24 protein-coding genes are annotated in these 25,472 nt (G+C 60.5%); 17 read left to right on the forward strand and 7 right to left on the reverse strand.

Features of this window, described 5'->3' with window-relative positions; translation table 11 throughout:
• Nucleotide 1 precedes the first annotated feature (1 nt).
• The 3 genes from ispG to CV013_RS01690 are packed head-to-tail and all read left to right on the forward strand — an operon-like array spanning nt 2 to nt 2,687.
• Entirely contained in the window at nt 2–1,147 is a 1,146-nt protein-coding gene (gene ispG / locus CV013_RS01680; protein ID WP_102153517.1) for a flavodoxin-dependent (E)-4-hydroxy-3-methylbut-2-enyl-diphosphate synthase, read from the forward strand.
• Nucleotides 1,144–1,899 carry a hypothetical protein gene (locus CV013_RS01685; protein ID WP_102153518.1) on the forward strand — a complete coding sequence of 252 codons (756 nt, stop codon included), beginning with the start codon at nt 1,144–1,146 and terminating at the stop codon, nt 1,897–1,899. Before ispG ends, CV013_RS01685 begins: the two co-directional genes overlap by 4 nt.
• Entirely contained in the window at nt 1,896–2,687 is a 792-nt protein-coding gene (locus CV013_RS01690; RefSeq protein ID WP_102153519.1) for a murein L,D-transpeptidase catalytic domain-containing protein, read from the forward strand. Before CV013_RS01685 ends, CV013_RS01690 begins: the two co-directional genes overlap by 4 nt.
• Nucleotides 2,688–2,693: 6 nt before the next feature.
• On the opposite strand, the gene CV013_RS01695 is transcribed toward CV013_RS01690, so the two are convergent.
• Nucleotides 2,694–4,112, reverse strand: a complete 1,419-nt coding sequence (locus CV013_RS01695; RefSeq protein WP_408056997.1) for a L,D-transpeptidase family protein — start codon at nt 4,110–4,112, stop codon at nt 2,694–2,696.
• Nucleotides 4,113–4,281: 169 nt separating this feature from the next.
• Here CV013_RS01695 and CV013_RS01700 point away from each other — a divergent pair, with 169 nt between their 5' ends.
• The 4 genes from CV013_RS01700 to CV013_RS15485 all read left to right on the forward strand — a co-directional run bounded on the left by CV013_RS01700 (nt 4,282) and on the right by CV013_RS15485 (nt 9,121).
• Nucleotides 4,282–5,181, forward strand: a complete 900-nt coding sequence (locus tag CV013_RS01700) for a DMT family transporter (protein ID WP_102153572.1) — start codon at nt 4,282–4,284, stop codon at nt 5,179–5,181.
• 177 nt (nt 5,182–5,358) lie between these two features.
• A complete protein-coding gene (gene acnA, locus CV013_RS01705) occupies nt 5,359–8,031 on the forward strand; it encodes an aconitate hydratase AcnA (protein WP_102153520.1) in 2,673 nt (890 codons plus the stop codon).
• Nucleotides 8,032–8,248: 217 nt separating this feature from the next.
• Complete coding sequence (locus CV013_RS15480; RefSeq protein WP_157935719.1) at nt 8,249–8,554, forward strand: hypothetical protein; 306 nt, start codon at nt 8,249–8,251, stop codon at nt 8,552–8,554.
• Between the two features lie 201 nt (nt 8,555–8,755).
• A complete protein-coding gene (locus CV013_RS15485; protein ID WP_157935720.1) occupies nt 8,756–9,121 on the forward strand; it encodes a hypothetical protein in 366 nt (121 codons plus the stop codon).
• 578 nt (nt 9,122–9,699) lie between these two features.
• Here the strand turns inward: CV013_RS15485 and ruvB are convergent.
• From ruvB to ruvA, 3 genes are read right to left on the reverse strand one after another with little or no spacing between them, the layout of a single operon-like run.
• Nucleotides 9,700–10,728 (reverse strand): Holliday junction branch migration DNA helicase RuvB, encoded by a 1,029-nt coding sequence (gene ruvB, locus CV013_RS01715; RefSeq protein WP_102153522.1) that lies wholly within the window; start codon nt 10,726–10,728, stop codon nt 9,700–9,702.
• Nucleotides 10,728–11,267, reverse strand: a complete 540-nt coding sequence (locus tag CV013_RS01720; protein WP_102153523.1) for a DsrE family protein — start codon at nt 11,265–11,267, stop codon at nt 10,728–10,730. Before CV013_RS01720 ends, ruvB begins: the two co-directional genes overlap by 1 nt.
• A 54-nt stretch (nt 11,268–11,321) precedes the next feature.
• Nucleotides 11,322–11,927, reverse strand: a complete 606-nt coding sequence (gene ruvA / locus CV013_RS01725; RefSeq protein WP_102153524.1) for a Holliday junction branch migration protein RuvA — start codon at nt 11,925–11,927, stop codon at nt 11,322–11,324.
• Between the two features lie 125 nt (nt 11,928–12,052).
• On the opposite strand from ruvA, the gene CV013_RS01730 reads away from it, so the two are divergent.
• The 8 genes from CV013_RS01730 (at nt 12,053) to CV013_RS01765 (ending at nt 20,387) form a co-directional block, all read left to right on the forward strand.
• Nucleotides 12,053–12,403: a hypothetical protein gene (locus tag CV013_RS01730; RefSeq protein ID WP_232806545.1), complete on the forward strand. Its 351-nt coding sequence runs from the start codon at nt 12,053–12,055 to the stop codon at nt 12,401–12,403.
• Between the two features lie 52 nt (nt 12,404–12,455).
• A complete protein-coding gene (locus CV013_RS01735; protein WP_102153526.1) occupies nt 12,456–12,761 on the forward strand; it encodes a hypothetical protein in 306 nt (101 codons plus the stop codon).
• 130 nt (nt 12,762–12,891) lie between these two features.
• Nucleotides 12,892–13,959: a chorismate synthase gene (aroC, locus tag CV013_RS01740; RefSeq protein ID WP_102153573.1), complete on the forward strand. Its 1,068-nt coding sequence runs from the start codon at nt 12,892–12,894 to the stop codon at nt 13,957–13,959.
• A gap of 146 nt (nt 13,960–14,105) precedes the next feature.
• A complete protein-coding gene (gene ahpC / locus CV013_RS01745; RefSeq protein ID WP_102153527.1) occupies nt 14,106–14,672 on the forward strand; it encodes an alkyl hydroperoxide reductase subunit C in 567 nt (188 codons plus the stop codon).
• Nucleotides 14,673–14,788: 116 nt separating this feature from the next.
• Complete coding sequence (gene ahpF, locus CV013_RS01750; RefSeq protein WP_102153528.1) at nt 14,789–16,390, forward strand: alkyl hydroperoxide reductase subunit F; 1,602 nt, start codon at nt 14,789–14,791, stop codon at nt 16,388–16,390.
• A gap of 119 nt (nt 16,391–16,509) precedes the next feature.
• Nucleotides 16,510–18,708 (forward strand): catalase/peroxidase HPI, encoded by a 2,199-nt coding sequence (katG, locus tag CV013_RS01755; RefSeq protein WP_102153529.1) that lies wholly within the window; start codon nt 16,510–16,512, stop codon nt 18,706–18,708.
• An 82-nt stretch (nt 18,709–18,790) separates the two neighbouring features.
• Nucleotides 18,791–19,762, forward strand: coding sequence for an oxygen-dependent tRNA uridine(34) hydroxylase TrhO (gene trhO / locus CV013_RS01760; RefSeq protein ID WP_102153530.1), 972 nt, complete (start codon nt 18,791–18,793; stop codon nt 19,760–19,762).
• Entirely contained in the window at nt 19,752–20,387 is a 636-nt protein-coding gene (locus CV013_RS01765; RefSeq protein ID WP_102153574.1) for a glutathione S-transferase, read from the forward strand. The genes trhO and CV013_RS01765 overlap by 11 nt, the downstream gene beginning before the upstream one ends.
• Nucleotides 20,388–20,407: 20 nt before the next feature.
• Here CV013_RS01765 and CV013_RS01770 read toward each other — a convergent pair whose 3' ends face one another.
• The 3 genes from CV013_RS01770 to CV013_RS01780 are packed head-to-tail and all read right to left on the reverse strand — an operon-like array spanning nt 20,408 to nt 22,832.
• Nucleotides 20,408–20,980: a Smr/MutS family protein gene (locus CV013_RS01770; protein WP_223805349.1), complete on the reverse strand. Its 573-nt coding sequence runs from the start codon at nt 20,978–20,980 to the stop codon at nt 20,408–20,410.
• On the reverse strand, nt 20,977–22,155 hold the full coding sequence (gene mltA, locus CV013_RS01775; protein WP_102153576.1) for a murein transglycosylase A: 1,179 nt from the start codon (nt 22,153–22,155) through the stop codon (nt 20,977–20,979). Before mltA ends, CV013_RS01770 begins: the two co-directional genes overlap by 4 nt.
• A gap of 20 nt (nt 22,156–22,175) precedes the next feature.
• Nucleotides 22,176–22,832, reverse strand: coding sequence for a Tim44/TimA family putative adaptor protein (locus CV013_RS01780; RefSeq protein WP_102153577.1), 657 nt, complete (start codon nt 22,830–22,832; stop codon nt 22,176–22,178).
• 228 nt (nt 22,833–23,060) lie between these two features.
• Here CV013_RS01780 and secB point away from each other — a divergent pair, with 228 nt between their 5' ends.
• Together secB and murJ are read left to right on the forward strand one after the other, a co-directional pair.
• A complete protein-coding gene (gene secB, locus CV013_RS01785) occupies nt 23,061–23,597 on the forward strand; it encodes a protein-export chaperone SecB (RefSeq protein WP_102153531.1) in 537 nt (178 codons plus the stop codon).
• A gap of 30 nt (nt 23,598–23,627) precedes the next feature.
• Nucleotides 23,628–25,235 (forward strand): murein biosynthesis integral membrane protein MurJ, encoded by a 1,608-nt coding sequence (gene murJ / locus CV013_RS01790; RefSeq protein ID WP_102153532.1) that lies wholly within the window; start codon nt 23,628–23,630, stop codon nt 25,233–25,235.
• The last annotated feature ends 237 nt before the right edge of the window (nt 25,236–25,472 follow it).

Below are 25,472 nucleotides of genomic sequence, written 5' to 3' on the forward strand. Positions count from 1 at the left end.
TATGAACGCGATACGTCCGTGGCGCACAATCGAACGGCGCAAATGTCGCCAGATCATGGTCGGTTCGGTGCCAGTCGGCGGCGATGCGCCGATCACCGTGCAGACGATGACCAACACGCCTACGTCCGATGCGAAGGCGACGATCAACCAGATTCGCCGCTGCGAAGATGCCGGGGTGGACATCATCCGCGTGTCGTGCCCCGATGAAGCGAGCACTGCCGCTCTGCCGGAAATCGTCCGTGCGGCGCAGGTGCCGATCGTGGCCGATATCCATTTCCACTACAAACGCGCACTGGAAGCTGCTGATGCGGGCGCTGCCTGCCTGCGGATCAACCCCGGCAATATCGGATCGAGCGACCGCGTGGCCGAAGTCGTCCGCGCGGCGAAGGCCAACGGCTGCGCGATCCGCATCGGCGTGAACGCGGGCAGTCTTGAGAAAGACCTGCTGGAAAAATACGGCGAACCCTGCCCGGAAGCTCTTGTCGAAAGCGCGCTCGACCATATCAAGCTGCTGCAGGATCACGACTTTCACGAATACAAGGTGGCAGTGAAGGCGAGCGAAGTGTTCCTCGCCGTGGCCGCCTATCAGGGGCTGGCCGACGCGGTCGATTGCCCACTGCACCTTGGCATTACCGAGGCCGGCGGGCTGATCGGCGGCACGGTCAAATCGAGCATCGGCATCGGCAATCTGCTGTGGGCGGGGATTGGCGACACGATCCGCGTCTCACTGTCGGCAGAGCCGGAACAGGAAGTGCGCGTCGGCTTCGAAATCCTCAAAAGCCTCGGTCTGCGGACGCGCGGTGTGCGCGTTGTGTCGTGCCCCAGTTGTGCGCGGCAGGGCTTTGACGTGATCCGCACCGTTCAGGCACTGGAAGACCGGTTGCAGCATATCAAGGTGCCGCTGTCGCTCTCCGTCCTCGGCTGCGTGGTCAACGGACCGGGCGAAGCGCGCGAAACCGATATCGGCATCACCGGCGGCGGTGCGGGCAAGCACATGGTCTATCTGTCGGGCGTGACCGATCATCACGTGCAAAGCGCCGACATGCTCGATCACATCGTCAGTCTGGTAGAAAAGAAAGCTGCCGAAATCGAAGATGAAATGAGCGACGCAGGAGAAGCGGACAGCGTGGTGGAAGCCGCCGAATGATCGGCGCATTCTTCCAGCGGTTTTGGGAGGCGGTGCGCGATGGTGTGCGCCTGTGGTGGCTCGCCCCGATCATCCCGCTGATCGCTGCGCTGCCCGAAATGGTGCAGCATGTGGCGGAAGTGAAGATGGGCATGTTCGCCAGCAAAGAAGCATTCCAGACACTGGCGATGGATCCCACCCGCTGGGCGTTCGGATATGGCAAGATTGCAGGCCTGTTCATCGCAATCGTCGCCGCACTGTTGTTCTGGGCCAATCGCGAGCGCGGGGCGCGCTGGTGGAACTTGCGCGGTATCCTGTGGGGCGCGGTGCTTGGCAGTGTCGCGCTTCAGGTCATCGTTGGACTGGCTGGCGAGAAAATCACGAAAGCGGTGCCGGGGCTTGCGGGTCAGGCAGCCAATCTCGCTCTGTCGCTGGCAACGCTGCCGTTGATCGTATGGTTTATCGGCGGTGTAGTGGGTGACCGGGCGATGACACTGGCTGCATCCTATCGCCGCGGCTGGTTGCCGTTGCTGCGGATCGTCGTCTTCCTTGGCCTGCCCTACCTTCTGCTCATGGGCATCCACATGGGCGATCACTACCTCGCATTCGGTCAGTCCCCGGCTGTAGTCTGGGCGCTGATGATCTGGGATTCGCTGATCGTGGGCACTATGGCCGCGCTGATGGGCACGGCGTTGCACCACGGATACCGCCCGCTCGGCAGCGGTGGGCATTCAGGCCCGGTTAGCCAGCCCGATGCGATGGGTGCGATATGAAACGTCGCGATCTGCTGAAAGGTACGCTGGCAATGGGGGCCGCCGGACTGGCTGTGCCAACCGCGCTCCGTGCCGCCCCCATCCCGGCGCAGCCGATGTCGCTCAATCCGCGCGACCGCAAATTGTTCGCCATCGCGCACGAACAATTGCAAAAGCATGGCCACCGTATGTGGCTGACCGATATCGTCGGGATTGCCGATTATGGCCTGCGGTCCAGCGAACCGCGGTTCCATTTCTGCAATTTCGAAACCGGGCTGGTCGAGTCCTTTCTGGTATCGCATGGCTCTGGCTCTGACCCTGAGCATGACGGGTGGCTCGACTGGTTTTCAGACGTTCCTGAGTCGAACTGTTCGAGCAAGGGCGCGTTCATGACTTTCGGCTGGTACACTGGCCGTTACGGCACCTCGATCCGGCTCGAAGGGCTGGATTCGACCAACGCCAATGCGCTCAGCCGCGCCATCGTGATGCACCGTGCATCCTATGCCGAACCGTCGTTTCTCGCCCGATGGGGCCGCCTTGGGCGCTCCAACGGATGCTTTGCAATGGGTGACGCCGATTTCAAACTGGCGCTGTTGCATCTGGCGGGCGGGCGGCTGCTCTATTCGGACAAGCTGGGGATCGGCCCCGACGGGCAGCACGTGGAAAAGCCTGTCGCCCCGCCGCCCGAACCAGTCACACCGCAGACTCCGCAGCAGGCGCCACAGCAAGGGTCGCAATCGCAAATGGACCTGCGCCCCCTGATGCCCGAAGGCGATCCGAAGGCGCAGCTCAATCCGGGGGTTTACTGATCCCGATCAGGTTTGCAGATCGTCAATGATCTCAACCACTTTCTCATCAGTCTTGCGGGCACGATTGGCCACGCGCGGCTTGTCGAAACTGGCCAGGACCGGGGCATCGCGGCCATAGATGTCACTGAACGCGCGCAGCTTGCCGTTGATGTCCACACCCATCGTAAAATAGGTAATGTAAACAGGCACCTGCTTCTCAATTGGCACGCGGGTGTACTTGCCTGAGGTGCTGATCGCGACCGCCTCGTCCGCCGCAGCCTTGCGGGTTTCCGGGGTATTGGCGAGATTACCGAGGATGGCGAGCGTGATGGCCAGCTCCTGCGCCCGCTCGGTGCGGATGCAACCATGACTCAACGCACGCTGATCGCGGTTGAACAGATTGCGCGAGGGCGTGTCGTGCAGGAAGATCGCATGCGGGTTCGGCATATCCAGCTTCATCAGGCCGAGCGAGTTGTTCGCCCCCGGCTGCTGAACCACGGTGACGAACCCGGTCTTGGGGTCTTTCCACCCCTTGTACCCGGCGGCCTTGGCCCAGCCCGGATTGTTCAGCACTTTGGCGCCCAGCCCTTCGCCCTTCACGATCGATTGCGGCACCGTCCAGGTCGGGTTGAAGATCACCCCTTCCACCGTCTCCGCCAGCTGCGGAGTGGCGGTCCGCCCCGGCTTGCCGACGATAGTCTTGTAGGTCGAGATGATCTTGTTGTTGACCGTCAGACGCAGTTGATATTCCGGCACATTGGTCAGCAGATATTGTTGCCCCAGATCGCGCGGCAGCCAGCGCCACCGGTCCATATTGGCCATGATCAGCTTGCGCCGTGCCGGGTCGGTCGTTTCCGCCAGCGCATCGCGCAGCCGGGCATAATCGGGCTTCGTCGGGTTCAGCGCCTTGAGCGCGCCGGCGATGTTGTGGCTCGCCAATGCATCGGCCATAATCTCGCCGGTGGGGTAAAGATCGGGATCCGGGTCGACGACGAACCACTGCTTGCGGTCGTCCATCGGGGTACGTCCGTCGCGCAGATCTTCCACCAGCCATTGAAATGCCTGACTGGCTGTCTGATTAAGCGTGTCGCCCGGCCCGGCTGCAATCGCCGCACTCAGGGCATCGGGGTTGTAATCCTTGGGATTCAGCCCTTCGCTGCCGATGCTGGCGATCACGCCGAGAAGCGCCTTCGCATCGCCAACCGACCACACCTGCACCAGCGGCGCGACCTGTTGCACCACAGGAGTCGCTTCCATAACCGGGGGAGGCGTAGTGGCTTGCTTCGGTGCAGTAACGTCATCGGCACCGCCCCGAACCGGTTGAGACGCCACGACGGGCGCTTCGGGCGGCAACAGATTTTCGGGCGCCTTGTCCTGCGCGAACGCGAACACCGGATAAGTCAGGGCAGTCGCCCCTGCCAGCAATGTACGCGTGTAACCCTTGATCACGGTCGTTCTTCCTCAAATGATGCGGTTGCCCCGAAACGGCGCAATCCGCCCTTCCGGGCCGGTTATATGCCGATGCACCCCCGCCAATCAATGAGCGCGCCTGACTGTGGCCTGAATCCCTGCTTAGCGAGTTGCCTTAGCGCACCACACGGTTATGCCGCATCATATGGGAAAATCGGAACACCCGTTGCTGCCGGTTCTTATCGCGGCATTGGCCATCGGGCTGCTGTCACTGATGGACGCATTCATGAAAAGCGCGGCGCTGGCCGTGGGCGCCTACAGCGCACTGCTGCTGCGCGCGCCGATTGGAATAGCGATCGCCGCGCCGATCTGGAAAGCAAGGGGCGGCACATGGCCCGCGCCACATGTGCTGCGCCTGCATGTGATTCGAGGCATCGTCATCACCGGCATGGGCTTCACGTTCTTCTTCTCGCTCACACGTCTTCCCCTGGCGCAGGCGATCGCCATCAGCTTCATCGCGCCACTGATCGCAATGTTCCTGGCGGGGATCGTACTGAAGGAAAAGGTAGAGCGACGGGCGTTTATTGGGGCTGCGCTCGGACTTACCGGGGTACTGGCAATCCTCGCCAGCAAGATCGTGCGCGAAACGATGGACGGTGGTGCCCCATTGGGCATCGCCGCAGTGCTGCTGTCCGCTGTGCTCTATGCATGGAATCTGGTGCTTCAACGGCAGCAGGCTCTGGTGGCTGGCCCATTGGAGGTCGCCACATTCCAAAATGGCATCGTGTTCCTGACTCTGCTCGGATTCGCTCCGTTCTTTGTCCAGTGGCCCGAAATTCCTGCATGGGGCGATATCGCGGTCAGCGCCGTTTTATCGACCATTGGCGCGATGCTGTTCGCATGGGCATATGCCCGCGCCGAAACCCAGCGACTGGCTCCCATAGAGTACACCGGGTTCCTGTCGGCTTCGCTATTCGGGTGGTTGTTTTTCGCTGAACCCGTAACGTCAGGGACACTCGTCGGCACCGTTCTGATTGTTGCCGGATGCTGGATCGCAACCCGCCGTCGGCCCGATATTCAGGTGCCCGAACAAGTCGTCGCCTGACAGGTCTTATCATGGAGCGGGCAAAGTAATCCTTCGCATCTGCACCATCGTCTTACTTGACGTTGCGCCGGGATACGCGCAGGTGCCCGGGCACATATCCCATACCCGCCGCAGGGGCCATCTAAGGCTGCCCGCGGCCTCACGTTTGAAGCCACAGGCGAAAGGATTGACGCGCGCATGACCCAGGTCGGTAAGGACACGCTCGGAACCCGCAGCACACTCAAGGTAGGCGATAAGGAATATGCCTACTACTCGCTGAACAAGGCGGCCGAAAAGATCGGCGACGTATCGAAACTGCCGTTCAGCATGAAAGTGCTGCTGGAAAACATGCTGCGCTTCGAAGATGACGGTTTCACCGTCGGGCGCGAACATGTGCAGGCCATCGCGGACTGGCAGAAAAATCCCGTGACCGGCGAGGAAATCCAGTATCGCCCGGCCCGTGTGCTGTTGCAGGATTTCACCGGCGTCCCCTGCGTGGTCGATCTGGCTGCCATGCGCGACGCCATTGCCAAGCTGGGTGGCGACACTGCCAAGATCAATCCGCAGGTGCCCGTGAACCTCGTGATCGACCACTCGGTAATGGTCGATGAATTCGGCACCCCCAAGGCGTTCGCTCAGAACGTCGAGCTGGAATATCAGCGCAACGCTGAGCGGTACGACTTCCTGAAATGGGGCTCCAAGAGCTTCCAGAATTTCTCCGCCGTGCCTCCCGGCACCGGCATCTGCCATCAGGTGAACCTCGAATATATCGGTCAGGGCGTGTGGTCGACCGAAGATGCCGATGGCAAACTGGTCGCCTATCCCGATACCTGCGTCGGTACTGACAGCCACACCACGATGATCAACGGCCTCGGCGTGCTGGGCTGGGGCGTCGGCGGGATCGAAGCCGAGGCCGCAATGCTTGGCCAGCCTGTTTCGATGCTGATCCCCGAAGTGGTGGGCTTCAAGCTGACCGGCGAACTGGCCGAAGGCGTGACCGCAACCGATCTGGTGCTGACCTGTGTGCAGATGCTGCGCGGAGTGGGCGTTGTGGGCCGCTTCGTCGAATTTTACGGTCCGGGGGTTTCGAACCTCAGCCTGGCAGACCGTGCGACCATCGCCAACATGGCGCCCGAATACGGCGCGACCTGCGGATTCTTCGGTATCGACCAGAAGACGCTGGATTACATGCACCTCACCGGCCGCAGCGAAGAAACCATCGCACTGGTCGAAGCGTATGCCAAGGAACAGGGCCTGTGGTTCACACCGGAAAACGAACCGGTGTTCACCAACACGCTTTCGCTCGACATCGGTAGCGTGGTGACCTCACTCGCCGGGCCGAAGCGTCCGCAAGACAAAGTCATCCTCCCCGAGGTTGACGAACTGTTCAATACCGACCTCAAGAAACTGTATGGCAAGGATGCGCCCGCGCGCGTCGATGTCGATGGCAGGGATCACGATATCGGTGATGGCGACGTTGTGATCGCCGCAATTACCAGTTGCACCAACACCTCCAACCCCGACGTGCTGATTGCTGCAGGTCTGGTGGCAAAGAAGGCCAACGAACTGGGCATGCAGCCCAAGCCGTGGGTCAAGACCAGCCTCGCACCCGGATCTCAGGTCGTGACCGATTATCTGGTGAAAGCGGGTCTGCAGGAACACCTCGACGCAATCGGTTTCGATCTCGTCGGCTATGGCTGCACCACCTGCATCGGCAACTCAGGCCCGCTGGCCGAACCGATCAGCAAGGCGATCAACGGCAACGATATCGTGGCCGCCAGTGTGCTGTCGGGTAACCGCAACTTCGAAGGTCGCGTGTCGCCCGATGTACGCGCCAACTTCCTCGCCAGCCCGCCGCTGGTTGTGGCCTATGCGCTGAAAGGCACCGTCACCACCGATATGGTCGACACGCCGATCGGGCAGGACAAGAACGGCAACGATGTGTACCTGAAGGATATCTGGCCGACCAACGCCGAAGTCGCGGAAATCCGCGCCGGCGCAATCGACCGCCAGATGTTCGAAAGCCGCTATGCCGATGTCTACAAGGGCGACGAGCACTGGCAGGCGATCGAAGTCGTCGGATCGGACACCTATCAGTGGCGCGCCGGTTCGACCTATGTCGCCAACCCGCCTTATTTCGACGGGATGGAAATGACCCCTGCGCCGATCACCGACATCGTCGATGCCAAACCGCTGGCAGTACTGGGCGACTCGGTCACCACCGACCACATCAGTCCGGCAGGTTCGATCAAGGCCGACAGCCCCGGAGGCGAATATCTGCTGGGCCATCAGGTCGCCAAGCAGGACTTCAACTCTTACGGCAGCCGCCGCGGCAACCATGAAGTGATGATGCGCGGCACTTTCGCCAATATCCGCATCCGCAACGAAATGGTCCCCGGCATCGAAGGCGGAATGACGCGCTATAACGGCGAAGTCATGCCGATCTACGACGCCGCGATGAAGCACAAGGCGGACGGCACCCCGCTGGTCGTGGTCGCCGGCAAGGAATACGGCACCGGTTCCAGCCGCGACTGGGCGGCCAAGGGCACTCTGTTGCTGGGTGTACGCGCTGTGATTGTCGAAAGTTTCGAACGTATCCACCGTTCGAACCTCGTCGGCATGGGCGTGCTACCGCTGCAGTTCACTGGCGGCGACACGCGCGAATCGCTGGGGCTTACCGGCGATGACAGCTTCACCATTCATGGCCTGGCCGATCTGACACCGGGGCAGGATGTTGAGGTGTCGGTCACCCGTGCAGACGGCACCAGTTTCACCTTCACGGCGAAGTGCCGCATCGATACCGCGAACGAGATGGAATATTACCGCAATGGCGGCATCCTGCAGTACGTTCTGCGGAAGCTCGCCGCCTGAGATCGGTAAATCGGCAATCGCCGGGCTGGCCTCAGATCAGCTCGGCGATGCTATCCATCGCGGATCGGTCATTCAGCGAAATACGATACCCGCCCGCTGATTAGCTGACCGCCGGAACGGTTGTTAGTTAAGCGCGCATAATGAAAGGGGCGGCCTCCTCTCGGAAGCCGCCCCTTTCGTATACAGCCGACCGGGGGGTCAGGCTGCTTGCTTAGTCTTGAACTTGCGCCGCGCCAGAACGGCCGCTGCCGCCGCTCCGAACAGAATGGTCATCGGCGGTGCCGGAACAGGCGTACCGCTGCTACCGCTCGAGGAAGAGCCGGAAGAGCTGCTGCTCGACGACGATGACGACGAACTGCTGCTCGACGAAGAGCTGGAACTCGTCGAACTCGTCATGTTGCCTGTGCTCGAACCAATCCCACTGCTGCTTGACGAGGAGGAGGAGGAGGAGGAGGAGGACGAACTGCTGGAACTCGACGAACTGCTGCCTCCCGAGCTGGTCCAGCCCGACGATGAACCGTGATGGCCGCTCGATCCGTGGTGTCCGCTGGAGCCATGATGCCCACTGGAGCCGTTACCCCCCGACGAGCTGCTGCTCGAAGAGCTGCTACTGGACGATGAGCTCGAAGAACTGCTTGAGGAACTGCTGGATGACGAGCTGGATACGTTACCGGACGAGCTCGAAACATTGCCAGAGGAACTGGAAACGTTGCCCGATGAGCTGGTGACGCCACCAGAAGAACTGGAGACGTTGCCCGAAGAAGACGAGACGTCACCAGAGGAACTGGAAACATTGCCCGAAGAAGACGAGACGTCACCGGAGGAACTGGACACGTTGCCCGAGGACGAGCTGATGGCCCCTGAACTCGACGAGGTCGAACTGGTCACTCCACCCGTCGTAGTCGAGCTGATCACGACGCTGCCGCCGCCGCTGGAACCACCGCCGAAAAAGCCACCAAAGAAGCCGCCACCAAATCCGCCGCCGAAACCGCCGCTACCGCCAATCACGGTTACACCGCTGCTGCCACCGCCCGACATCGGGGGGGCTGCGGGCAGCGGCATCGGCGCAGGGACCATCGCCATACGATAGACTGGCGGGCACTCTTCTGCACCTGCTCCGACCTGACGCGACGTGCCGCCTGTGAACATGCCACCGGCATAGCCGGATGCCGCACCGTCGATGGGCTCACAGCTCACTTCGCGGCGCACGATACGGCGCTTGCGCTGCACGGTTTCGGGCACCTTGCGTTTCGCAACGTGACGCACTTTCTTGACGTAGTGCTTGGGCGCCGCCTTGACCGATTTAATATTGGTCTGGTTCGCGATCGGTTTTTCGGCAACGTGCACTGCGCCACCTGCCAGCAGAGCGGTTCCTGCTGCGGTGGCGGACAGTTTCGCCAGGGCCATTTTTACCGACATGGGCACACACTCTCATTTCCAAACGGGGAATCCGGCCGACGATTCCGGCCCGGTTACTCCCCTGTGCTGTCAGGAAACGGCAGAGAGTCCTCACCGGCAATTAAATTAACCACGAAAAGTCGCGCCCGATGCGAATTTTCTGGGTCAAATGGGGCTTCGGTAACAGTCTGTCCCAAAGTGACACCACTTAGCTGATCGCGATTAACGAAATTTAACTCCAACCTACCAATCCTCACGATCTCTCGCGAATCATTTTCCGCTATCGAACAGGCCCCCCGTGGCCGGACGGGGAGGCTTCATATCGAGATGAGCCCACCCCGCATCGTTGAGGCAACGCCCACGTGCGGTGCGGGCAATCAGCCCCAATTGAATCAAATAAGGTTCGATCACTTCTTCGATAGTATCGCGGGGTTCGGAAAGACCCGCAGCGAGCGTTTCTACACCGACCGGCCCGCCTTTGTATGTGCCCGCGATCATCATCAAATACCGCCGGTCCATCGCGTCCAGACCAAGACGGTCGACTTCCAGACGGGTAAGTGCGGCATCGGCCATCGCAGCGGTAACAGTGCCGTTGCCTGCCACATGAGCAAAATCGCGCACCCGCCGCATCAGCCGACCGGCCACTCGTGGCGTACCTCGGCTGCGCCGGGCGATTTCGCGCGCACCGCCAGCATCGATTGGCAGATCGAGCAGTCGCGCGCCGCGCGTGACGACGTGTTCCAATTCTTCGACGGTATAGAAATTGAGCCGCACCGGGATACCGAACCGATCGCGCAGCGGAGTAGTCAGCAATCCCTGACGTGTGGTTGCCCCAACGAGCGTAAACGGCGGCAGATCGATACGGACAGAACGCGCCGATGGCCCCTCCCCGATAATGATATCGAGCGCCCGATCTTCCATCGCGGGATAGAGCACTTCCTCCACAACGGGATTAAGTCGATGTATCTCATCGATAAACAGAACATCGTTCGGTTCGAGATTGGTCAGCAGCGCGGCAAGGTCGCCTGCCTTGGCGATCACCGGCCCGCTCGTGGCGCGAAAGCCCACACCCAGTTCTCTGGCGATGATCTGCGCCAGTGTCGTCTTCCCCAGACCGGGAGGTCCAAAAAACAGGACATGGTCCATCGCCTCCCCTCGCCCGCGCGCAGCTTCGATGAATACCCGGAGGTTATCCCGCGCAGCTTCCTGCCCCACAAATTCGGTGAGCGATTTGGGGCGCAGTGCCGCATCGGGATCGTCCGGTTGGCGACTGGCCGTAAGGTTAGGATTATCGGTCATCAGAACGGATTTTCGCTGTAGCCTTCGTTTGCCAGCAGCGCATGTGCGGTCATCGCGGAAAGAGCCAGCTCCACTCCCGGTTCGAGATCGCCTTTCTCTATTCCCATTCGCGCCGCACTCTGCCCACACAGGATGATCCGTACACCTTGGTCGAGCAGTGCGCGGATGAGTGGCTGGTTGGGGTTTGCAGTTCCGCCATGTGTCTTGCTCCATCCGGGATTGGATAGAAGATCGGGCCCGGCCGTGCCGTGCACCACCACAGCCACATGGATCGCATCCCGAGGCATTCCGGCAGCAACATTCATGTTGATGAACCGCGCCACGCGGTCAAAAGTCTTGTTCAGCGCACCGTCTTCCGCGCCGATTGAACTGTCGAACGCGACCTTGAACTCAGTGCCCGGTGGTATCGGCATATCGGACTCAACGGAGGCATGCGGGCCAAATTCCGCAAAGACCGGGCCTTTGACAAACGTACCGGTGTCCGCCGCCTGTGCCGAAACAGCAAAGGAAAGTGCCACGAGTGTCATGACTATCCGCATCGAAGGTTCCTCAACTGATCCTGCACCAATGGCATATCTGCGGTGTATTCCGCATCATCCCGCCGCTTTTTTCAACGCGACACGAATCAGGTCGCTCTCGCCCGCTCCATCACCCAGTTCGCCAAGTGCAGCGGTCACGGCACGCGCCGCTACCGCTGGCTTAAATCCAAGGTTTTCCAACGCACTGACGGCATCGGCGCTGGCCCCGCCTTTGGGAGCCAGGGTCTGCGCTGCCACACCGCCGCTTATGGCGGGAAGAGCGCCCGCCTTATCCTTCAATTCATTGACGATGCGTCCAGCCAGTTTGGGCCCGACACCTTGCGCCCGCGCGACCATCGCCGCGTCGCCACCGGCACAGGCCGCCTGCACTTCTTCGGGTGACAGCGCAGACAAAATCGCCAGCGCCACCTTGCTGCCCACCCCCTGCACCTGAGTCAGCAAACGAAACCAGTCGCGCTCTGCCGCTGAGGCAAAGCCTAGCAGGCGCATGTCATTTTCGCTCACCTGCAGATCGGTGAATACCGTGCATCCCTCCCCCACTTCGCCGAGAGCAGCGAGCGTTTTGGTGGAACAGTGAACCAGATAGCCGACGCCGGAAACATCGATCACCGCCCAGTCGGTGCCGGTTTCGTCGAGCAGGCCCTTGAGCTTTGCAATCATGGTTTGTTCTTGCCTTCTTCGGCCGCGGATTGGAAGAGAGGAAGACAAACCTTTTCCCGACAAGCCAGCCGCACTTGCCGGACATGGCGATTGCAATCGACACTCCGCAAACCTAAAATTCAATTGTGACTGGCTCTTTTCCTCGCATGACCCAATGGTTCGCTGCGCTACTGCTGGCGATCATCGGCCTTCAGGCGATGCCACCCAGTCCGGTGCCCGTGCGCGTCGAACATGGCTCTGCCTTCAGTGCAAGCACGGTCGAAGTTGCGTTACCGATCCGGCGCGAGGCGACAAGCGAGACTCGGGAAATTGCCAAGGCACCTGCTTTGGTTCCACAAACGCCCGGCCCGCGCCTTGTCTGGAGCGTTCCGGTTGTTCAGGCCCATTGGCCTGCAAACCGGCAGACAGCGCCTCCGCAGCCCTTGCGCCCGCTGAAATCGCCACCGGCCCCCAGAGCACCACCTGTCGCGACCTGATCGTTCATCCGCGCACCGCGCGGACCAGCTTACGATTCAAGGACGCACAATTATGCATAATGCCGATTCCGGCATCGCCACCGGCGATGTCGACCGCTTCGATCAGGTCGAAACTTTGCTGGGACGCTATCCTGCGATTTCAGAGGACGAATTAAACGATCTCAAACATTGGTTTCGCAAGGAAAGCAGCGCATTCGAGGTAGCCAGCCTGGCCAGTAAGGAAGCAATCACCTCTGGTTATGCCGCGTTCCGGCGGGACCATATCGATGTCTTCTCTTTCAGTGACATCGGGAAAGGGCTCATCGCAGTAGCTGCGCTGATCGCCGTTGTCGGCGGCCTCTGGTTACTCGGCGTATAGAGCCATTCATGGGGAGCGGGGCCATCTCCGCTCCCCATTCACGCCTGAACCGGCCCCAAAAGACCCGCTTGCCGGTTAAGAAGTATCGGGCAAGTGGACTTGTCGGATGCTTTCGGCAAAAAGCGTCGCCATGAGCTGGAACACATTCGGTCGCGTTTTGCGCTTTACCACCTGGGGCGAAAGCCATGGCCCTGCCCTTGGCGCAGTAGTCGACGGCTGCCCGCCGGGTTTGATGCTAAGCGAGAGCGACATTCAGCCGTACCTCGATGCGCGCAGACCGGGGCAGAGCAAGTTCACTACGCAGCGTCAGGAACCGGACGCCGTCCGTATTCTGTCCGGTGTATTCGAAGGGCGTACGACTGGAACTCCAATCAGCCTGATGATCGAAAATGTCGATCAGCGGAGCAAGGATTACTCCGAAGTCGCGAAGGCATATCGCCCCGGACACGCCGATTATGCTTACGACGCCAAATATGGATTTCGTGATTATCGTGGCGGTGGACGTTCGTCAGCGCGGGAAACCGCAGCGCGTGTGGCTGCAGGCGCAGTCGCACGGATGGCCATTCCCGAGGTTTCTATCGTCGCCTATGTCAGCGAAATCGGCGGCGATGCCATCGATCGCAGCAATATCGATCTGAGCGAAATCGACCGTAACCCGTTCTTCTGCCCCGATCCTGCCGCCGCCGACCGTTGGGAAAATCTGGTGGATAGTGCCCGCAAAGCCGGTTCGTCACTCGGTGCAGTCGTAGAATGCATCGCCACCGGCGTACCTGCCGGTTGGGGCGCACCGATCTATGCCAAGCTCGATGCCGATCTTGCCGCCGCGATGATGGGGATCAACGCCGTAAAAGGGGTCGAAATCGGCGATGGATTCGAAGTGGCGAAACTGACTGGCGAAACCAACGCCGATCCGATGCGGCCGGGTGAAGATGGCCCGCAATTCACCGCCAATCATGCTGGCGGCATTGCTGGCGGAATCTCGACCGGGCAGCCAGTGGTCATGCGGGTCGCGTTCAAGCCGACCAGTTCGATTCTCACACCGGTCGAAACAATCGACCGCGATGGTAACGCCGCCGAGATTCGCACCAAAGGCCGACACGACCCTTGTGTTGGCATTCGCGGGGTGCCGGTCGTCGCGGCAATGATGGCTCTTGTGCTGGCCGATCATAAGTTGCTTCACCGGGCACAGTGCGGTTGAATTCAGCCACTTGCTTGATTAGCGAGCCAGTCGTTCACCTCTGATCGATAAAATCGATTGCTGCAATCGCACAAATCTACTTTTCCGCGTCGCAGCAATGACTAACTGATGGAGCGAGTTTCAAACCCTCCAGAGGAGAAAAGATCATGGGTATCATCGGCAGCAGCATCAAGCCGTTCAAGGCAACCGCTTTCCAGGCCGGCAAGGACTTCTTCGACGTGACCGAAGAAGATGTGAAAGGCAAATGGGCGGTATTCTTCTTCTATCCGGCTGACTTCACGTTCGTCTGCCCCACAGAACTCGAAGATCTCGGCAAGCAGTACGACGCACTGCAGGGCATGGGCGTGGAAGTATACGCAGTGTCGACCGACACGCAGTTCAGCCACAAGGCATGGCACGACACCAGCGAGAAGATCGGCAAGCTCAAGTATCCGTTCCTTGGTGACCAGCTTCACACGCTAAGCAACAACTTCGGTGTGCTGCGCGAAGAAATGGGTCTGGCCGACCGCGCGACTTTCGTCGTCGATCCCGATGGCGTGATTCAGGTCATGGAAATCACCTGCGAAGGCGTCGGCCGCAACGCGGAAGAACTGGTTCGCAAGATCAAGGCTGCACAGTACGTTCGCAACAACCCCGGCCAGGTCTGCCCGGCTGCGTGGGAAGAAGGCAGCGAAACGCTCTCGCCTTCGCTCGACCTCGTCGGCAAGCTCTGATCGCTTAACGCGACACAGGCTGAGCCTATTCACGGGGAGGCGGGCGGACACGTCTGCCTCCCCGTTTTCATGAAATCTGCACTTACAGACATTGCATAACCGGAAAGGGGCCCGCCGTGCTCGACGCCAACCTGACACAGCAGCTCAAAAGCTATCTTGAGAATTTGCGCGAACCGATCGAACTGATTGCCTCGCTCGACGATAGCGAAAAGTCGGCGCAGACGCGCGAACTGCTCACAGAGATCGCTGGTTTGCATCCCAAAGTGACGGCCAGTTTCGATGGCAACAACGAGCGCAAACCCAGTTTTGAAATTCGCAATGCGAACAATCCTCAGCGTTCGGTGCGCTTTGCCGGGCTGCCGATGGGGCACGAATTCACCTCGCTGGTTCTTACCTTGCTGTGGGCTGGCGGTCACCCGCCAAAGGTCGATTCCGAACTGCTGGAGCAGGTACGGGGCCTGACCGGACCGCTCGATTTCGAGATGTATTTCTCGCTCTCCTGCCACAACTGCCCCGATGTCGTGCAGGCATTGGCACTGATGGCGCTGGAAAACCCCAACGTAACGGCGACGCTTATCGAAGGCGGCGCCTATCAGAATGAAATCGACGCGCGTCAGGTGATGGGGGTGCCCGCGACCTTCCTCAACGGTGAACCGTTTTACAACGGCAAAATGGAACTGGCCGAAATCGTCGCGCGCCTCGACAGCGGAGCGAGTGAGAAGGCCGCTGCCAGGCTGACCGCACAGGAACCGTTCGAAGTGCTGATTATCGGTGGCGGCCCCGCCGGGGTGGCCAGCGCAATCTATACTGCGCGCAAAGGGTTCCGTACCGGGATCGCCGCCGAACGGTTCGGCGGCCAGTTGAACGATACGCTCGGCATCGAAAACCTGCCCGGCACCGAATATACCGAAGGTCCGCGCCTCGTCACCGACCTCAAGACTCAGGTCGATGCCAATGCCATCGAACTGATGAATCTCGCCTTTGCCGAACGTCTCGAACCGGCGACGCAGAAAGGGGCGCTGCACACCGTACATTTCGCCGGTGGCGGCACCTTGAAAGCACGCGCGTTGATTCTGGCCACTGGCGCCCGCTGGCGCAATCTCGGCGTGCCGGGCGAAACAGAGTATCGCAACAAGGGCGTGGCATATTGCCCGCACTGCGACGGGCCGCTGTTCAAGGGCAAACGCATTGCCGTGGTTGGTGGCGGCAACTCAGGCGTCGAGGCGGCGATCGATCTGGCTCAGATTGTAGGCCATGTCACACTGATCGAATTCGATCACCAGTTAAGGGCTGACAAGGTATTGCAGGACAAACTGCGCTCGATGGCCAACGTGGATGTCCTCGTTTCCGCTCAGACGACAGAAATCACCGGTGCCGATGGCAAGGTCAACGCGCTGAAGTGGAAAGACCGCAATTCGGGCGAAGAGCATACGCTCGCGTTGGAGGGTGTATTCATCCAGATCGGCCTCGTGCCCAACAGCGAATGGCTGAAAGATAGCGGGATCGAACTGTCTCAGCATGGCGAAATCGTCACCGATGCGCGCGGCGCAACCAACCTCCCCGGCGTGTTCGGAGCAGGCGATACGACCACTGTGCCGTATAAGCAGATCGTGATCGCAATGGGGCAGGGCTCGACGGCAGCGCTTTCCGCCTTCGATTACCTGATCCGCAACACCGCTATCGATGGTGAAGTTCAGCCCGCCAATGCGGCCGCGTGATCGTCTAAATCGATCATAATTACACATCTAATCTGTTGGACCGATAATAAGGAAACTCTCATACAGTGCGGCATTGGTCAGATGGCCACCCAATTTTTGACGCACTAGGAGAGTTTCCGATGAATGCAGAAGCAGGTTCGATGTCTGGCGGCGGTTGTCCGTTCCACGGCGGAAATGATGGCGGCGTGCGAAGCCTTCTGGGTCGCACCAACCGCGACTGGTGGCCCGATGCGCTCCAGCTCGACATTCTCCATCAGGGAACGAGCAACCCCGACCCGATGGGGGACGATTTCGATTACGCGGAGGCATTCAACGCCCTCGATTACAATGCACTGAAAGCCGACCTGAAAGCATTGATGACCGATAGTCAGCCGTGGTGGCCGGCTGACTACGGCCACTACGGCCCATTCTTCATCCGCATGGCCTGGCATGCAGCAGGCACTTACCGCACTGCCGACGGGCGCGGTGGAGCCAACAGCGGGCAGCAACGCTTCGCCCCCCTCAACTCCTGGCCAGACAACGCCAATCTCGACAAGGCACGCCGCCTCCTGTGGCCGATCAAACAGAAATACGGCAAGCATATCAGTTGGGCCGATCTGCTGGTGCTGACCGGGAATGTCGCCATCGAAAGCATGGGCGGCCCGGTCTTCGGGTTTGGCGGTGGACGGAAGGATGTGTTCGAGCCGGAAACCGATGTATACTGGGGCACGGAAGAACAGTGGGTCGGCGAAGGTGCGGAAACGCGCATTCAGCCCGACAAGGATCTGGATATCGAAAACCCGCTGGCCGCAATTCAGATGGGCCTGATTTATGTCAATCCGGAAGGGCCCGGCGGCAATCCCGATCCTTTGGCCTCCGCCCGCGACATCCGCGAAACATTCGATCGTATGGCGATGAACGACGAGGAAACCGTCGCTTTGACAGCCGGTGGCCACACGTTCGGCAAATGCCATGGCGCAGGCGATGCCTCGTTGGTCGGCGCAAGCCCGGAAGGCGCAGACATCGCATTTCAGGGCCTTGGCTGGACCAGCGGTTATAATAGCGGGATGGGTGGCGACACCATCACCTCTGGCCTCGAAGGATCGTGGACCAACACACCCATCGAATGGACGCAGAACTACTTCCGCCTCCTGCTCGATTACGAATACGAAATCGTAGAGAGTCCGGCAGGCGCAAAGCAGTGGCAGCCGATCGATCAGCGGGAAGAGGATATGGCCCCCGCTGCACATGATCCTTCCAAACGGGTGCCGACGATGATGACCACAGCCGATATGGCGCTGAAGGTGGACCCGGAATACCGCAAGATATCCGAAAAATTCCGCGCCGATCCAAAGGCTTTCGAAGACGCATTCGCTCGCGCATGGTTCAAGCTGACCCATCGCGACATGGGGCCCAAGGCCCGCTATCTAGGGCCGGAGGTTCCGGCGGAAGATCTGATCTGGCAGGATCCGGTGCCCGCCGGCAATGCCCCCGCCGATGCGGATGTGGCTGCTTTCAAACAGGCGATCCTCAACAGTGGTCTTTCAATCGGCCAGTTGGTCAAAACCGCATGGGCATCGGCTGCGACCTATCGCAAGTCGGATCATCGCGGCGGTGCAAACGGAGCACGTATCCGCCTTTCTCCGCAAAAGGACTGGGCAGTGAACGAACCGGCTGAACTTCAGACTGTTCTCGGCAAGATCGACGAACTGCGTGGCTCGCTCTCAATGGCCGATGCCATTGTGCTGGCAGGCTCCGCAGCGGTTGAAAAAGCAGCCAGCGACGCGGGTTACGCAGTCTCTGTGCCATTCACTGGCGGACGGGGCGATGCCAGTCAGGAACAGACCGACGCATATAGCTTCGAACCACTCGAACCGCAGGCTGACGGTTTCCGTAACTATCTGAAAACAAAACTGAGCGTGAAGACCGAGGATATGCTGGTCGACCGCGCTCAATTGCTCGGGCTTTCCGCACCGGAAATGACTGTGCTAATCGGCGGGCTGCGCGTACTCGGCGCCAATCAAGGCGATCGTCCCCACGGGGTTTTCACCGAACGCAAAGGGCAACTGACGACCGACTTTTTCACCAACCTGCTCGACATGAGCACCGCATGGAAAGCAGTGGATAACAGTGGGGACGAGGAATTCGTCGGCTCCGACCGGGCGACGGGCAAGGAGAAATGGCGCGCCACGCGCACCGACCTGATCTTTGGATCGAACAGCCAGTTGCGCGCCATTGCGGAAGTCTATGCCGAAAACGGCAATGAAGAGAAATTCGTCAAAGATTTCGTCAAGGCCTGGACCAAAGTGATGAACGCCGACCGCTTCGACCTGGCATAGGTTTTCCGCATAAGAGCCTCTCGACAGCAATGTCGGGGGGCTCTTTCTTTCCGGAGAACGCGGTTCACGCTATGGAGCCGCCATGCCTGTTACCGAGTCTTCCTCCGCTGCGCCTGTCCGCGTCGCAGCACTTTATCGTTTTACCCGATTTGCCGATCATACGGCTCTGCGTGAGCCGCTGCTCGCTGTATGTAAAGCAAATGATATTCGCGGCACGTTGTTGCTCGCGTCCGAAGGTGTAAACGGCACAATCGCCGGTTCACCGGACGGAATCGACGCAGTACTGGCCCATATCCGCGCGCTGCCGGATTGCGCCGACGTCGACGTGAAGTTTTCCGCTGCATCGTCGATGCCGTTTCATCGCATGAAAGTTCGGCTGAAGCGCGAAATCGTAACGATGGGGCAGCCCGGCATCGACCCACGCCACACCGTAGGCACTTATGTCGATCCAGCGGAGTGGAATGCCCTGATCGCCGATCCCGAAACAATCGTGATCGACACCCGCAACGATTATGAAGTGGCGGTTGGTACGTTCGAACGAGCAATCGACCCCAAAACCGCCACCTTCCGCGATTTTCCAGACTGGTTTCGGGCGCAGCGTGATCAGCTGTTAGGTGAAGGCAAAGCGCCCAAAGTGGCCATGTTCTGCACCGGCGGCATTCGCTGTGAAAAGTCGACAGCTTTCCTGAAACAGGAGGGGATCGACGAGGTATTTCACCTTAAAGGCGGTATTCTCAAGTACCTCGAAACGGTGCCGGAAGAAGAGAGCCTGTGGCGCGGCGAATGCTTCGTCTTCGATCAGCGCGTCACGGTTGGACATGGACTGGCCGAGGGGAGTTACGGCCTATGCCATGCATGCCGCCGCCCGGTGAGCGATGCCGACCGAGACTCTCCCCTATTCGAAGAAGGCGTCAGTTGCCCCGCCTGCCATGCGGAGCGAACCGACGTACAGCGCGAATCCTACCGCGAACGCCAGAGGCAGGAATGGCGCGCCGCTCGGCAGGGATTCGCTCACGTCGGCGCTGTGTTTGCCGACGGACATGATGACGAATAGCGCCGCGCCGGTTCTCTACAGCTTCCGTCGCTGCCCCTATGCGATGCGGGCGCGCCTAGCGCTGATGGTAAGTGAAACACGCTGCGAGTTGCGTGAAGTAAAGCTGTCGGCAAAGCCGGCCGCGTTGATCGCCGCTTCGGCCAAGGCCACGGTGCCTGTCCTGGTTTTGCCCGATGGGACAGTGATCGACGAGAGCATCGATGTGATGCGCTGGGCACTTGGTCGCAACGATCCCGAAGGCTGGTTGAAGCGCGACGATCCTGCGCTGATTGCCGCAAACGACCGGGGCTTCAAACACGCCCTCGACCGATACAAGTATCCGGATCGCCATCGGTCAGAACCATTGGAGCATCGCGAAAGCGGGCTGGAATTCCTGCGTGATCTCGACGCACGTCTGGCCACTGCCGGTCAGTTATGCGGCGCTGACAGAGGGCTGGCGGATATGGCTATCCTTCCCTTTGTCCGTCAGTTCGCCGCAGTCGACCGGGAATGGTTCGATACCCTGCCGCTGTCGCATTTGCAGCGATGGCTGGCGGGGCACCTCACGTCCAACCTGTTTGCAGCAATTATGATACGGCCCAAACCGTGGGCAGAGGGCGATGCTCCGATCTGGTTTGCCGATTGAGCGATGGCTGCAAGATATGCTCAGCCGCGTGGACGTCTGAGAACGAGATAGAGCGCGCCCTCGCCCCCATGGCGGCGATGCGCTTTGCGGATGGCTGCGATGACACTGCCATGTGGCCCGGCCGCCAGCCAGTCGAGTAATTTGGAGCGAATGGCTCCGCGACTGTCCCCCCGGTCTGCCGCCGGTGCGCCCCTATCCTTCCCTGCGATCAACAGCACCACCCGCGCGTCCATTGCCCGCGCCTGCGCCAGCCCTGCATCGAGACGCGCGTGGGCGGCCTCCAGTGTATGCCCATGCAGGTCGAGCGTGAAATCAGGCTCTATCGCGCCTCGCCCGAAGCGCCGGTCCCAGTGCGAATCCAGCCCTCGTCCGGTTGGAGCGACAGGTGGTGGTGGCGCAGCGCGAGGGGGACTGACCGGAGAGGGCTTCGGCTTGACGGGCCGGGTAAATACGGGGGGCGCCTTGCCCGCGGGCGGTATGGTCGCACCCTGTTCCGCGCTCGGCATGGTGCGCCCCGCGATCGGCGTCACGGTAGCGGCGACTTTCGCCCAGATCGCCGCTTCCTCCGCAGTCAGTCCGCGTGGAGGCTTCACTGGCTCCGCAGGCGCGCGAGCGTCCCCTTGGGCACGAATATCAGGGCATTGCCCCGCGTACTCATCCCGCCTGCAATTCGGCGCGCGTCTTCGCCGGCACCCCAGAAGGTATCGAAACGGTTGGAGCCCTTGATGGCCCCGCCGGTATCCTGCGCGACCCACAAACCATTCGCTTCCGGGCGATCCATCGCCAGCCACACCGGCGCGCCCAGCGGGGTGAACGCGGGATCGGCGGCGACAGAGCTTTCCCGGCGAACCGGCACCCCAAGCGCGCCCAACGGTCCATCGCCGGTCAGCTCGCGAAAGAAGATCCAGCTCTTGTTGAGGTTCATCAACGCCCTGCCATCTTCCGGGTTTTCACGCATATAGGCCATCAGGCCCTGCATCGAACCGGGGTATTGGCCGGGCCCGTCGCCGAGCAATCCGCGCTGGCGCATCACGGAGCCGATGCCGACGTATTCGCGGCCATTCTGCCCGGCATAGCCGATCCGCATTACCGTGCCATCGGGGGCGATCAGACGGCCAGATCCCTGTATTTGCAGGAAAAAGAACTCTACCGGGTCAGCCACCCAGGCAATTTCAAGGCCCCGCCCGGCGAGAGCACCGGCTTCGATCTCCGCGCGTTCGTAATAGGGGACGAAAGCACCGCTTTCATCGTATCGCCCCAGCGGAGCGCGCCCTGTCCGCTCGCTATCCGGCGTGGAAGCAGGCCAGGCGCGCACCAGATCGTCTGGCAGCGCATAGATCGGCACATCGTATCCGGGGATATGGGTGCGGCTGCCGTGAATCTCCGGTTCGTAGTAGCCGGTCGCGAATGCCGTGCCGTTTCCGACCCGCACAGTTTCGAAATAGCGCGCGAAAAATGCCTGTGCATCATTGGGCTGCCAAGCGGACGCCGCCGCACAGGCGGGCTGCCAGTCGGCGCTGATCGTCAGCCCCGAAGCATCGCTGCGGGTCAGCAATTTGGGGCAGCTTTCCCGGAAAGACGACAGCGCATCGAGCGCGTCGCGCGCGCCGATACCCAGCGTTTCGATCGCCGGACCCGGCGCGATTCCCGACTCTATAGCGTTGGCCGCAGTGGGCGGTTTAACCGCTTCCGTACGGGGTGATGACACACACGATGCCAGCAACATGGCACCCGCCAGCGCACCGGCAAGTCTGAAACGACCGGTCATCGCCCCCCGCATGATCGATGTCAGGCTTCGTCGGTTTCGTCGAGCACCCACTGCGGGCTGCTATCGCGAACGTCCCGACGGAAAGTCCACAGGTCGCGCGCTTCAATCGCATCGTCGAGCGATCCGGCCACGACATTGCCATCCTTATCGCGCGTTACCGCTGCAATATCGGCACAAAAGGCCACGCGGATGCGCGCAGTCTGGCCGACAAGTTCGGCCATATCGATTTTCGCGTCTTCGATCCGAACCAGGCGATTTTCCAGTGTCTCACCTGCCTGCTCGCGCGCGGTAATCGCCGCATCGAACCCGGCATAGACATCGCTATCGGTCAGCTCTTTCAACGTGTCGCGATCACCCTGCCAGAACGCCTCCAGTATCATCGCATAGGCACCTTTGGCCCCTTCGAGGAAGCCGGTGATATCGAAATTGCGATCGGCACCGGCGATGGCTTGCACTCCGCGTTCAACCGCCATCGGAGCTCCTTCCAGCGCAGCAGGGCGCAATTGCTGCACCGGGCGCTGCGCCGGAGCAAGCGTTGTCGGGTGAGCCGAATCACTGGAATCAAAGCGATTGGGAATCGATTCTTCCTCGTGCTCAGCACGTCGCCCAAGGACCGAATAGAGACGGAGCCCGAGAAACGCCGCGATCATGGCGAGGATGACGATCTGGAGTATCACTTGATTACCTGTCTTTCCCTGCGGGGTTTCCGGAACGGCTGAAAACCGACCCATATCCGCAAAATGTCACTACATAACTTGCCCGACATAAGAGCAAATTACAAATGAACAACGCATGAGGGGCATAAACGGGTCTGCCGTTGCGGTGGCGTGTCCACAGTGCTAACCGGCGGCCCTATTTCGGCACCGAACCGTGTCGTTCCAGCAAGATACAGGATAAATAGCAAGATGGCCGACGAAGGCGACGTTCTCACCGATCTCAACATGGACCCGGCTGCAGGCGCCAATGGTGCCGACAATCAGCCTGTTGCGGGAATTATCCAGCAATATGTCAAAGATCTCTCGGTCGAAAACCCCAACGCGCCCGCTTGTTTCCAGTGGCAATCGCAACCCGAAGTGGACATTCAGTTCAATATCGCGGCGCAGCAGATCGATGGCGAAGTCCACGAAGTGGAACTGAAGATCAACGTCACTTCCAAGGCGAAGGAAGGCACGATTTATCTCGTCGAGCTGTCCTATGCCGCATTGGTCGGGATGCGGAACCTGCCCGACGAACAGGCGCACCACTTCCTTTATGCAGAGGCACCGCGCCTTCTGTTCCCGTTCGCCCGGCGAGTCGTTGCCGACGCAACCCGCGATACCGGGTTCCAGCCGATGCAGATCGAGCCGATCGATTTCAACGGGCTGTACATGCAGCAGCTTCAGCGCCGTGCCGAAGAACAGGCCGCTGCCGGTGGCGACATGCCGCCCGCTGGCGAAGCCTGATTTTCGCCATCGCGTGAAAGCACCGGGGGCGTGAGTTCGCTCGTCCGCAGTGTCGGCACCATAGGGAGCCTGACTGCACTTAGCCGTGTTTTCGGTTTCGTACGCGACATGCTGCTTGCCCGTGTGCTCGGCGCCGGGCTGGCGGCAGACGCGTGGCAACTGGCGTTCACGCTGCCCAACACGTTCCGCCGCCTGTTCGCGGAAGGGGCGTTCAGCGTCGCGTTCGTGCCGATGTACACCCGGCGGCTGGCGGGCGATGGCGGGGAACAGGCGGCCGACGAATTCGCGGGCGATGTCCTGTCGATTTTCGTCTGGGTCTTACTTGGCTTTTCAGCCCTGTGCATGATCGCAATGCCCGGCATCGTATGGTTGCTGGCCCGCGATTATCAAAGCGTTGCGGGCAAGTTCGACTTGTCCGTCATGCTCAGCCGCGTGACATTCCCCTATCTGGCGCTGGTCAGCCTGGTGGCCATGTTGTCGGGCGTGCTGAATGCGCGATCGCGATTTGGGCCGGGCGCATTTGTACCGGTTCTGCTCAATATCGTGATGATCGCCGGTATCATCGCCGGGTATTATCTGCGGGGCGATAGTGGGGACGATACCATCGTCGCCGGCGCACTGGCGATATCGCTGTCGCTGGCCGGTGTGGCACAGCTGGCGTACATGTGGCGGGCCACCCGCAAGGCCGGAGTGAAACTGAAAATCACCGCGCCGAAGATAACGCCCGATGTCAAACGACTGGGGATGCTGATCCTGCCTGCGACATTCGGGGCGGGAATTTATCAGATCAGCCAGCTCGTCGATACATTCTTCGCCACCAGCCTGCCGCAAGGTTCGCTTTCGCTGCTCAAATTCGCAGATCGACTAAACCAGATGCCGCTGGGCATATTCGGCATCGCACTGGGCACAGCCATCCTGCCGATGCTGGCGCGCCATATCCAGTCGGGCGACAAGCGCGAAGCGCAGCGGTTGCAAACCAATGCAGTCGAAATCGCCATGCTGCTGTGCCTGCCGTGTGCCGTCGCGCTGTCGATCTGTTCCGAAGCGTTCACCTCGGGGATATTCCAGGGCGGCAAGATGACCGCGAACGATACCGCGATCATGGGCAATATCGTGATGGCGCTGGTTGCCGGATTGCCCGCATATGTGTTGGTGAAAGTGTTTCAGCCCGCCTTTTTCAGCCGGGAAGACACCCGCACCCCTGTGTTAGTTGCCGCAGGTGCGCTGATTGTGAACATCGGGCTGAATTTCTGGGTCGTGCCGCGTTACGGCATCGTCGGCCTCGCTGCGGCGACTGCGACAACGGCGACACTGAACGTGCTGACGCTTTATACTATCCTGCAAATTCGTGGCTGGTTTTCGATGAGCTGGAAACTGGCAGGGCGGATTGGCCGCCAGATCGTGGCGACAGCGGCAATGGGTGCAGTCCTCTGGTGGCTGACGCCTGCACTGCAACCGTATTGGAGCGGGCACGCCTTCGCGCGGATATGGTCGCTATCCGCACTGGTTGCGGTGGGTGCGATCGTGTTCTTCGTCACCGCCTACTTCGTTGGTGCGCTGGACAAGGATCTGATCGCACAGATTCGCCGTCGCCGCCCTGCTGCCAGTGGCAAATCCTCCGGTAGCTCCTCCGAATAGCTGAGGCAGCATAGTAGGTTCAGGACCCATTACTGGCACCGTTGAGGCGTCCAAATGGCGAACATATCGGGCCAAACTGCCCGCCGGGAAGGCTATATGCCTTTCCAAGGGCGGTTTGGGTTGAGATGGAAGCCATTTGAACGTCCCCCCATGAGGTCAGGTTGGGGGATTTGAGCAAAATTGCCCATCGCTGCGTCAAAAGGTCTTGAAATATTGATATATTCCTGCGCCCTTTCT

The sequence above is a fragment of the Tsuneonella flava genome (assembly GCF_002870965.1).
GTDB lineage: Bacteria > Pseudomonadota > Alphaproteobacteria > Sphingomonadales > Sphingomonadaceae > Tsuneonella > Tsuneonella flava.

Bases quoted from the DNA above. Each gene is read 5' to 3' on its own strand.
- secB (WP_102153531.1), top strand. From the start codon at position 23,061: ATGGCCGACGAAGGCGACGTTCTCACCGATCTCAACATGGACCCGGCT.
- CV013_RS01720 (WP_102153523.1), bottom strand. From the start codon at position 11,267: ATGCGGATAGTCATGACACTCGTGGCACTTTCCTTTGCTGTTTCGGCA.
- mltA (WP_102153576.1), bottom strand. From the start codon at position 22,155: ATGACCGGTCGTTTCAGACTTGCCGGTGCGCTGGCGGGTGCCATGTTG.
- CV013_RS01685 (WP_102153518.1), top strand. From the start codon at position 1,144: ATGATCGGCGCATTCTTCCAGCGGTTTTGGGAGGCGGTGCGCGATGGT.
- CV013_RS01690 (WP_102153519.1), top strand. From the start codon at position 1,896: ATGAAACGTCGCGATCTGCTGAAAGGTACGCTGGCAATGGGGGCCGCC.
- acnA (WP_102153520.1), top strand. From the start codon at position 5,359: ATGACCCAGGTCGGTAAGGACACGCTCGGAACCCGCAGCACACTCAAG.
- ruvA (WP_102153524.1), bottom strand. From the start codon at position 11,927: ATGATTGCAAAGCTCAAGGGCCTGCTCGACGAAACCGGCACCGACTGG.
- katG (WP_102153529.1), top strand. From the start codon at position 16,510: ATGAATGCAGAAGCAGGTTCGATGTCTGGCGGCGGTTGTCCGTTCCAC.
- ruvB (WP_102153522.1), bottom strand. From the start codon at position 10,728: ATGACCGATAATCCTAACCTTACGGCCAGTCGCCAACCGGACGATCCC.
- trhO (WP_102153530.1), top strand. From the start codon at position 18,791: ATGCCTGTTACCGAGTCTTCCTCCGCTGCGCCTGTCCGCGTCGCAGCA.
- CV013_RS01735 (WP_102153526.1), top strand. From the start codon at position 12,456: ATGCATAATGCCGATTCCGGCATCGCCACCGGCGATGTCGACCGCTTC.
- ahpC (WP_102153527.1), top strand. From the start codon at position 14,106: ATGGGTATCATCGGCAGCAGCATCAAGCCGTTCAAGGCAACCGCTTTC.
- aroC (WP_102153573.1), top strand. From the start codon at position 12,892: ATGAGCTGGAACACATTCGGTCGCGTTTTGCGCTTTACCACCTGGGGC.
- ispG (WP_102153517.1), top strand. From the start codon at position 2: ATGAACGCGATACGTCCGTGGCGCACAATCGAACGGCGCAAATGTCGC.
- CV013_RS01765 (WP_102153574.1), top strand. From the start codon at position 19,752: ATGACGAATAGCGCCGCGCCGGTTCTCTACAGCTTCCGTCGCTGCCCC.
- CV013_RS01700 (WP_102153572.1), top strand. From the start codon at position 4,282: ATGGGAAAATCGGAACACCCGTTGCTGCCGGTTCTTATCGCGGCATTG.